Source organism: Halalkalibacterium halodurans (assembly GCF_004376175.1).
Classification (GTDB): Bacteria; Bacillota; Bacilli; order Bacillales; family Bacillaceae_D; genus Halalkalibacterium; species Halalkalibacterium halodurans.
On record NZ_SNUY01000028.1, the window covers coordinates 1 to 7,144 of the forward strand.

Consider the following 7,144-nt stretch of genomic DNA (forward strand, 5'->3'; position numbering starts at 1 on the left):
GCCGCCAATTGATCAAACCGGCGCATGGCAGTTGTCACGGACGTTTGGAATTGATTCGCTGTGTCCGTAAAGTTCTTCCCTTGAATGAGCCGTAAGCGAAACGCTTGATTCCATTCCACTGTCTGACGCTGATATCGCTCTACAAAACAGGCTTTCTCCGCAAACCGCTTCCCGCATCTGCACGCGTACCGGCGCTTTCGATAGAATAGATACACCCACCGTTCAAAGAGCTTGAGATGTTGAACTTTTTGGATGCGGTAATCATGGATTCTCTCGGTTCTCTCCCCGCAGGATGGGCAACGATGAGGCGTTCGCGGCATTTCTACATGGAGCGCGATAAAGCCCTCTCGTTCCTCCATCTTTGTGACCTTCACACCTTTTAATCCGGGCAAATTCATGGTAAAATTCATCGTACACGCAGCTCCTATCCTTTCTTTGTTTCTCGGCAATTCAAGGATAATGGATAAAGGAGCCTGCGTGCATTTTTTTTGCCCTCTTTTGTGCAAAAACCCCAACATTTATTGTAGAGCCGTTTTAATAAGACAAAAATCCCCTTTCCCATTGAAGGAAGGGGGATTTTATTTAGCAATCTTCAGGCGTTCCTGCGTTGGTAGCTGTTCGAAATGATGTGCCACAACCACATGTAGCAATGGCGTTCGGATTATCAATCGTAAATCCGCCACCCATCATGTTTTGTTTGTAATCAATGACAACATCTTTTAATATGGGTCCACTTTCATTATCAATTAAAACAGACAAGCCATTAATTTCGTGGAGCGTGTCATCTTCTGTCTGTTCATTATCAAACCCCATGCCATAGGAAAGACCGCTACAGCCTCCACCTTTTACACCTACACGTAGCTTAAGGCCTTCTTCGCCTTCTTCTTTCATCATTTCTTTAATGCGATTGACTGCCGCATCAGTAATTTTAATCATCACGTTCCCTCCTAACGAAACAGGATGAATCATTCAATGAAGTTGCATCACAGCCAGTATACCCTCTTTTTAGCTCGCCTCACAAGAAACCTGCTCATAAACGATTATAATGAATGGGATTCCCAATAATCTATATTCTTTCCATCAAGTCGTAACATAATGTTATGGGCTTGGTCTAACTCCTGACTATATTGTAACACAAGGGGGTGATTGAGCCCATACTTCTTAGCTGCATCCATCATCTTCTCCCGCAGATATTCTATTTTCTGAATACAGGCATCTGCTGTTAAAGTTCTTGACACATCCCTCACCCCCTATTTCTCCACCAAATGTTTTCCAATGTCTGTATATATAAAATATTTTACCCAATATTGTTTGTACATGCAATCCTTATGCCTGCATTTCATTAACGGATAAAAAAGTCGTTTATTATGTAAAGAGGCTAAATTACGCACTCTCAGTTTAACATTATACTGTTATTCGGTTTTTTTGGCAAGTGATACATTTTTTAGGCCGATCGACCATTCATCTCCTTATCTTTTTTATAGGTGGAAAGATAGCATCCTCTTTCTTTTTTTCTCTTTTCTCTGATAGTATAATAGGAGAATGCCTTTTCCTATGTTATGGAAAGCGATGTTTGAATAGATAGAAGTACAGAACGAGTTTTCGTCATGGAGGTGCAAGATGGGAATTATATTAACGGATACGAAGCTCCAGGAAATCCAAGAGAAAGTAGAGCACGGTGAACGGTTAACGATTGAGGATGGTCTATACTTATATGAAACCTCAGACCTGCTAGGAGTAGCCCAGCTAGCCAATAAAGTAAACAGTGAAAAAAACGGCGATCATGTGTACTTTATTGAAAATATGTACATCAACCCGACAAATGTCTGTGAAGCAAACTGTTCATTCTGTGGATTTAAGCGCAAACCCGGCCAAGAAGGTGCTTACACGATGGATAGCGAAACCCTGTTACGCTATGTAGAAGAGCGCTGGAACGATAACATTCGCGAGTTTCACATTGTCGGCGGCCATAACACAGATGTTCCGTTCGATTATTATTTGGATACGATTCGCACTCTAAAAAAGAATTTTCCACAAGTAACAGTTAAAGCGTATACAGGGGCAGAAATTGAATTTTTCTCACGCTTGGCGGGAATTAGTATGAAGGAAGTGCTAGAAGAGTTAATCAAAGCCGGTCTTGATACTCTGCCTGGCGGGGGAGCGGAAATTTTAACCGAGCGATACCGAGCAAAAATGAGCCCTGATAAAGCTTCAACTGACCAATGGCTAGAAGCTCACGAAATTGCCCATGGGCTAGGGTTAAAAACCCATGCCACGATGCTGTATGGATCGATCGAATCGAATGAAGAGCGCTTGATCCATATGGACCGCGTTCGTCAGCTTCAAGATAAGACAAACGGCTACATGGTCTTCATCCCATTAGCGATGCAACCACGTAGTGTCAAGGCTGGACTTAAACGACGCACCTCTGCATTTGATGATATGCGCACGATTGCCATTAGTCGTCTAATGCTTGACAATATCGATCACATTAAAGCGTATTGGATTAACATTGGCGTGCAACTGACACAAATGGCGCTCACCTTCGGATCTGATGACATTCACGGTACCCTTATCGAGGAACGCATTTCTCACTCTGTTGGTGCATTAACGTCACAGGGGATTACCCGTGATGAGCTGATCCACTTAATCAAAAGCGCGAATAAAACTCCTGTCGAACGGGATACATTTTATAATATCATTAAGACGTATTAATTATAAAAAGCGCAAACCATTATTAAAAACGTAGCGACCGTACTAATGCATTCGTAGGTGCTCTCGGCAAGTCGCCTCGTTTTTGGCAGATTGCGCTAGACATTTCTAGTTATGCTTTCTTTACATGTTATTAGTCTTTTGCAAAAAAAAGCCGATCCTTTAAGGAAATCGGCTTTTCTAATTTTCTAATATGATAAACTTTTTACATACGTGCCTTCACAGATTGTTTCCGCTGCACCAGTCATGAGCACATCGCCATTTTCTAACCAACTGATCGTTAAATCACCGCCTAACAAATGAACGATGACCTCCTTGCCTTTCTGCGTAAATCCATTGAGTACGCTTGCCACTACGGCAGCGCACGCCCCCGTTCCACATGCTTGAGTAATACCAGATCCCCGTTCCCAAACACGAAAATGAATTTCTGTAGGACTAACCACTTGAACAAATTCTACGTTTACCCAATCCGGGAAAGCTTCATGCTTCTCTAAGAGCGGCCCTACTTGTTCCACTGGAGCGTCTTCAATCGTATCGACAAACAGGATCGCGTGCGGATTGCCCATCGATACAGCGGTCAATCTGTATTCCCTTTCACCAATTGTAAATGGTTCAGCCACAACTTCTGCCGCCTCTTCACCAAGCATTGGGATTTGAGCACGGCGTAGCCTTGGCTCCCCCATATTCACGGTCACCGTGTCTACCAACCCGTTGTCATTCGGATGCACAGTGGCTTTCACGAGACCTCCTAATGTTTCCACGTCGAAGGACGTTTCCTTTACATACCCGTGTTCAAATGCAAATTTTGCGACACATCTAAGACCATTTCCGCAATTTTTTGCTTCTGAACCATCATTGTTAAAGACTCTCATTTTCACAGGGGCACGGTCTGAGGGGCAAATGAGGATCATTCCGTCAGAGCCAATTCCTTTATTTTTATCGGCAACAGCCACCGCTAAAGCGGGAAGCTCTTCTTCTTTTAACGTCTCTTTAAAGCAATCAACGTAAATGTAACTATTTCCAAGTCCGTGCATTTTCGTAAATTTCATCGTCTTCCTCACTTTCGCAACGCTTGATTCGTCCACAAATAATCGTCATCAGCTTCCAATACTGTTAATCTCCCCCGACAACAAGGAAGATTGATCGATACTTTTACACCTTCTTTTGCAAGCTCTAACGCCTCAAGGCTCATCGACGTTAGGACATGCCTTTCGCCACAAAACGGGCACTCATCGAAATAAATATCACCTGACATCCGCTCATACGGCCATGTGTTTTCAAATGGGATTACATCCATAACGTCCACCACTTTTTTCTGTGATTTACCGTCATTATACACCGTTTACCGATAAAGAACAGTAGAAAAGCAGATACTAATCTTTAGCATCTGCTTACACGATTAAAACATTGGGTTTTCATCCAAATAATGATAAATATTTTCCACCAATTGTTCATTGGTTTCGCCGGACACATATTCCCCATTTACAAGCGCAAATTTATCGTTGGCACAGCTACCGCAATGGCTTAAACATCCGTACTCAATAATATCAAGATTCGGATCTTTTTCTAACTCTTCCATCGCTTTCTGTGTACCGCTTGCTAAATTGCTTAAACAAAACTCAATAATTGGGCGCATGGTTTCTCACCTCTCTATGTTGATATCCTAATCGTTGCGAGCAAAGAAGTCAATTTTAATTCAGAAACGTCATTTGTTCAGAAACCTTTCGAAAAATTGTTGTGATTTTGCCACATTATCGTTATAATCAGAACTGGAATATGACCGTGGTCATTTTTTGACTGAGTTCAGGTATGGAGAGGAGCCGAATATGAAAGGACAGTCGAAGAAAGCGTTAACAAAAAAGCGCATTGAAGAGGCGGCGCTCTCTCTGTTTCGTGAGCAAGGGTACGATTCGACCACCGTCCAAGAAATTACGGCGAAGGCCCAAGTGGCAAAAGGCACTTTTTTTAATTATTTCCCTACGAAAGAGTCGATTATGAGATCTCTTGCCGAAGATCGCCTTCACTCTGTTTCCGTTTATATGGAACAGAGGCATATTCAATCGCTGCCAATTCTAAAAAAGATTCGCACCTATTTGTCCTATTTGCTTGAAGAATACGATTCCCATCCGAAACTGACAGTGCAAATTTGGCGGCATGTGGTTGAATTCGAGGAAATGATTCTTTCCCATTGGGTTGTGCTCTTAGAGGAGGCCAAAGAGCGCGGAGAACTTAGCGAAGATTTTCCGATTCACGTATGGAGCCACATTATTCACAGCCATGTTTGCTATGGATTGCAGATGTCTCATCTTGCACCGACAAAGGCACAGCTCCTAGCGAAAGTCATGCCTTTATTAGAAGAAAGCTTATCAGCCATTATTCAGAAAAGGGGAAATTCTGCTATGAAAAAACTTGTTGTTTTAGGAGGGGGCTACGGCGGTATGCGGATTTTACAGCGCCTCCTTCCAAATGACTTACCGTCTGATTGGGAAATTACACTCGTAGACAGGCTGCCGTACCACTGTTTAAAAACAGAATATTACGCACTGGCGGCAGGAACTGCATCTGACCATCATTTGCGTGTGAGCTTTCCTGAAGACCCGCGCTTATCGACTAGGTACGGTTCCGTATCCTCCATCGATCTCGCTTCAAAGACCGTTCTTTTTGAAGAAGGAGAACCGCTCACTTACGACACACTCATTATTGGACTTGGCTGTGAAGACAAATATCACGGGGTACCAGGGGCAAAAGAGCATACGTACAGCATTCAAAGCATGGAAGCCACACGGAGAACGTACGAGGCGCTCAACAACGTCCGTCCAGAAGGAGTGGTGACAATCGTCGGGGCTGGATTAAGTGGGGTCGAATTGGCGAGTGAACTACGGGAAAGCCGACCAGATTTAACAATTAAGCTGCTTGACCGTGGCGACATCATCCTTTCGATGTTCCCACGTCGCTTGAGCAATTACGTGCAAAACTGGTTCATTGACCACGGGGTCGACATTATTAACAAGTCGAATGTAACAAAGGTGGAGGAAGGCGCTGTCTACAATCATGATGAACGGATAGAATCGGACGCGATTATTTGGACGGCCGGAATCCAACCAAATGTCGTCGTTCGCAATCTTGATGTGGAAAAAGACCAACAAGGTCGGGTCGTACTCACACCTCATCATCATTTGTCAACAGACGAAGATGTGTTTGTTGTTGGTGACTGTGCGAGCTTGCCTCATGCTCCAAGCGCACAGCTAGCAGAGGGGCAAGCAGAGCAAATTGTCACCGTTCTTAAAAAGCGGTGGAACAATGAATCGCTTCCGGACGAGTTTCCGCGTATTAAATTAAAAGGAGTTCTAGGCTCCCTTGGGAAAAAGCATGGCTTCGGGTTAATGGGCGAGCGTACGTTGATCGGTCGTGTCCCACGCGTCTTAAAAAGCGGTGTCCTTTGGATGTATAAGTATCATTCAGGATGATCGATTACACCAAAACCCGTATCACCTTAACAAAGGCGGTACGGGTTTATTTCTTAATTATGGAACCTTTTACATGGCGTCAATTTTCGCGTATACGTCCTTCAGACGAGGGTTCCCCTCCGCTACAACTTCATCCTCTATAACCACGAGGGGATACATATATTCATCGCTTAAAATGGCATCCGCATAAGCTTGATCCTTCTTCTCGACCACTTTGTTAATATCCACATAACGAAATCGAAAATTGTGCTCAGGATACTTACGCTTAACCGCTGCTTCCAGCCACTCCATCGTTTCTTTCGCACTTGGTAAATGTATGCAGCTAGCACACTTTTCTTCTGCTCCAAACACGGTCACTTCAATCGATTGTCCCACAGCTCTTCCCTCTCCTCACGTGTTGTCCTAGTTTGATCTTACAAGGTAGCGCCCTTTTCCTCAAGAGTTAGCGCCTTAAATCATTGAAAATTGAGGCACATTCATGGATTTTTTGCGTAATGGATATTATAATGAGAGGTAAAGAAAGGAGTTGTTTTCACATGGAAACAAGCACTGAAATGCATGAGCAAGTCAAAGAAGTGTTAGATAAACTTCGTCCGTTCTTACTCCGTGATGGAGGAGACGTTGAACTTGTTGACGTTGAAGATGGTATCGTAAAAGTACGCCTTCTTGGTGCATGCGGCTCTTGCCCAAGTTCAACGATTACGTTAAAAGCCGGTATCGAACGCGCGCTTCTTGAGGAAGTTCCAGGCGTAAAAGAAATCGAACAAGTATTTTAATTTCACCTTAAAAAGTACGGAGCTCTTGTCTTGAGCTCCGTTTTTTTTCGCTGGAATGTCAACACTAAATCGGACAATTATTTAAAGGTTCATTAACTTGTATTCAGTCGGTGTTAAGTAATCTAATGATCCATGAATTCGAATAGTATTGAACCAGTGAACGTAGTCAAAAAGTTCAAGGTCAAGTTC

The 7,144-nt window shown here is 43.4% G+C and carries 11 protein-coding genes and 1 pseudogene; 4 read left to right on the forward strand and 8 right to left on the reverse strand.

The window, feature by feature from the left end; genetic code table 11:
- The 3 genes from E2L07_RS10550 to E2L07_RS10560 all read right to left on the reverse strand — a co-directional run.
- The coding region (locus tag E2L07_RS10550) for a transposase family protein (protein WP_134229345.1) at positions 1–410 on the reverse strand (410 nt) is incomplete at its 3' end.
- A 172-nt stretch (positions 411–582) separates the two neighbouring features.
- Complete coding sequence (locus E2L07_RS10555; protein ID WP_010899550.1) at positions 583–936, reverse strand: HesB/IscA family protein; 354 nt, start codon at positions 934–936, stop codon at positions 583–585.
- Between the two features lie 104 nt (positions 937–1,040).
- Positions 1,041–1,238, reverse strand: a complete 198-nt coding sequence (locus tag E2L07_RS10560) for an aspartyl-phosphate phosphatase Spo0E family protein (RefSeq protein ID WP_053430367.1) — start codon at positions 1,236–1,238, stop codon at positions 1,041–1,043.
- A 382-nt stretch (positions 1,239–1,620) separates the two neighbouring features.
- Between E2L07_RS10560 and mqnE the strand changes: the two genes are divergently transcribed.
- A complete protein-coding gene (mqnE, locus tag E2L07_RS10565; RefSeq protein ID WP_053430366.1) occupies positions 1,621–2,715 on the forward strand; it encodes an aminofutalosine synthase MqnE in 1,095 nt (364 codons plus the stop codon).
- Positions 2,716–2,900: 185 nt separating this feature from the next.
- Here mqnE and dapF read toward each other — a convergent pair whose 3' ends face one another.
- The 3 genes from dapF to E2L07_RS10580 all read right to left on the reverse strand — a co-directional run bounded on the left by dapF (position 2,901) and on the right by E2L07_RS10580 (position 4,348).
- On the reverse strand, positions 2,901–3,761 hold the full coding sequence (gene dapF, locus E2L07_RS10570; protein ID WP_134229545.1) for a diaminopimelate epimerase: 861 nt from the start codon (positions 3,759–3,761) through the stop codon (positions 2,901–2,903).
- Positions 3,762–3,769: 8 nt separating this feature from the next.
- Entirely contained in the window at positions 3,770–4,009 is a 240-nt protein-coding gene (locus E2L07_RS10575; protein ID WP_053430364.1) for a hypothetical protein, read from the reverse strand.
- Positions 4,010–4,111: 102 nt separating this feature from the next.
- Positions 4,112–4,348, reverse strand: a complete 237-nt coding sequence (locus E2L07_RS10580; protein ID WP_010899554.1) for a YuzB family protein — start codon at positions 4,346–4,348, stop codon at positions 4,112–4,114.
- 190 nt (positions 4,349–4,538) lie between these two features.
- On the opposite strand from E2L07_RS10580, the pseudogene E2L07_RS21230 reads away from it, so the two are divergent.
- A pseudogene (locus tag E2L07_RS21230) lies at positions 4,539–4,700 on the forward strand (TetR/AcrR family transcriptional regulator); the annotation flags it as partial.
- Between the two features lie 411 nt (positions 4,701–5,111).
- Positions 5,112–6,179: an NAD(P)/FAD-dependent oxidoreductase gene (locus tag E2L07_RS10585; protein ID WP_243854943.1), complete on the forward strand. Its 1,068-nt coding sequence runs from the start codon at positions 5,112–5,114 to the stop codon at positions 6,177–6,179.
- Positions 6,180–6,248: 69 nt separating this feature from the next.
- On the opposite strand, the gene E2L07_RS10590 is transcribed toward E2L07_RS10585, so the two are convergent.
- On the reverse strand, positions 6,249–6,554 hold the full coding sequence (locus E2L07_RS10590) for a YuzD family protein (RefSeq protein WP_134229547.1): 306 nt from the start codon (positions 6,552–6,554) through the stop codon (positions 6,249–6,251).
- 161 nt (positions 6,555–6,715) lie between these two features.
- Here E2L07_RS10590 and E2L07_RS10595 point away from each other — a divergent pair, with 161 nt between their 5' ends.
- Positions 6,716–6,955 (forward strand): NifU family protein, encoded by a 240-nt coding sequence (locus E2L07_RS10595; RefSeq protein ID WP_010899557.1) that lies wholly within the window; start codon positions 6,716–6,718, stop codon positions 6,953–6,955.
- Between the two features lie 81 nt (positions 6,956–7,036).
- Here E2L07_RS10595 and E2L07_RS10600 read toward each other — a convergent pair.
- The coding region (locus tag E2L07_RS10600; protein WP_134228916.1) for an IS3 family transposase at positions 7,037–7,144 on the reverse strand (108 nt) is incomplete at its 5' end.

Coding starts and splice junctions, on each gene's coding strand:
- E2L07_RS10580 (WP_010899554.1), bottom strand. CDS start 4,348: ATGCGCCCAATTATTGAGTTTTGTTTAAGCAATTTAGCAAGCGGTACA.
- E2L07_RS10575 (WP_053430364.1), bottom strand. CDS start 4,009: ATGGATGTAATCCCATTTGAAAACACATGGCCGTATGAGCGGATGTCA.
- dapF (WP_134229545.1), bottom strand. CDS start 3,761: ATGAAATTTACGAAAATGCACGGACTTGGAAATAGTTACATTTACGTT.
- E2L07_RS10555 (WP_010899550.1), bottom strand. CDS start 936: ATGATTAAAATTACTGATGCGGCAGTCAATCGCATTAAAGAAATGATG.
- E2L07_RS10585 (WP_243854943.1), top strand. CDS start 5,112: ATGAAAAAACTTGTTGTTTTAGGAGGGGGCTACGGCGGTATGCGGATT.
- mqnE (WP_053430366.1), top strand. CDS start 1,621: ATGGGAATTATATTAACGGATACGAAGCTCCAGGAAATCCAAGAGAAA.
- E2L07_RS10595 (WP_010899557.1), top strand. CDS start 6,716: ATGGAAACAAGCACTGAAATGCATGAGCAAGTCAAAGAAGTGTTAGAT.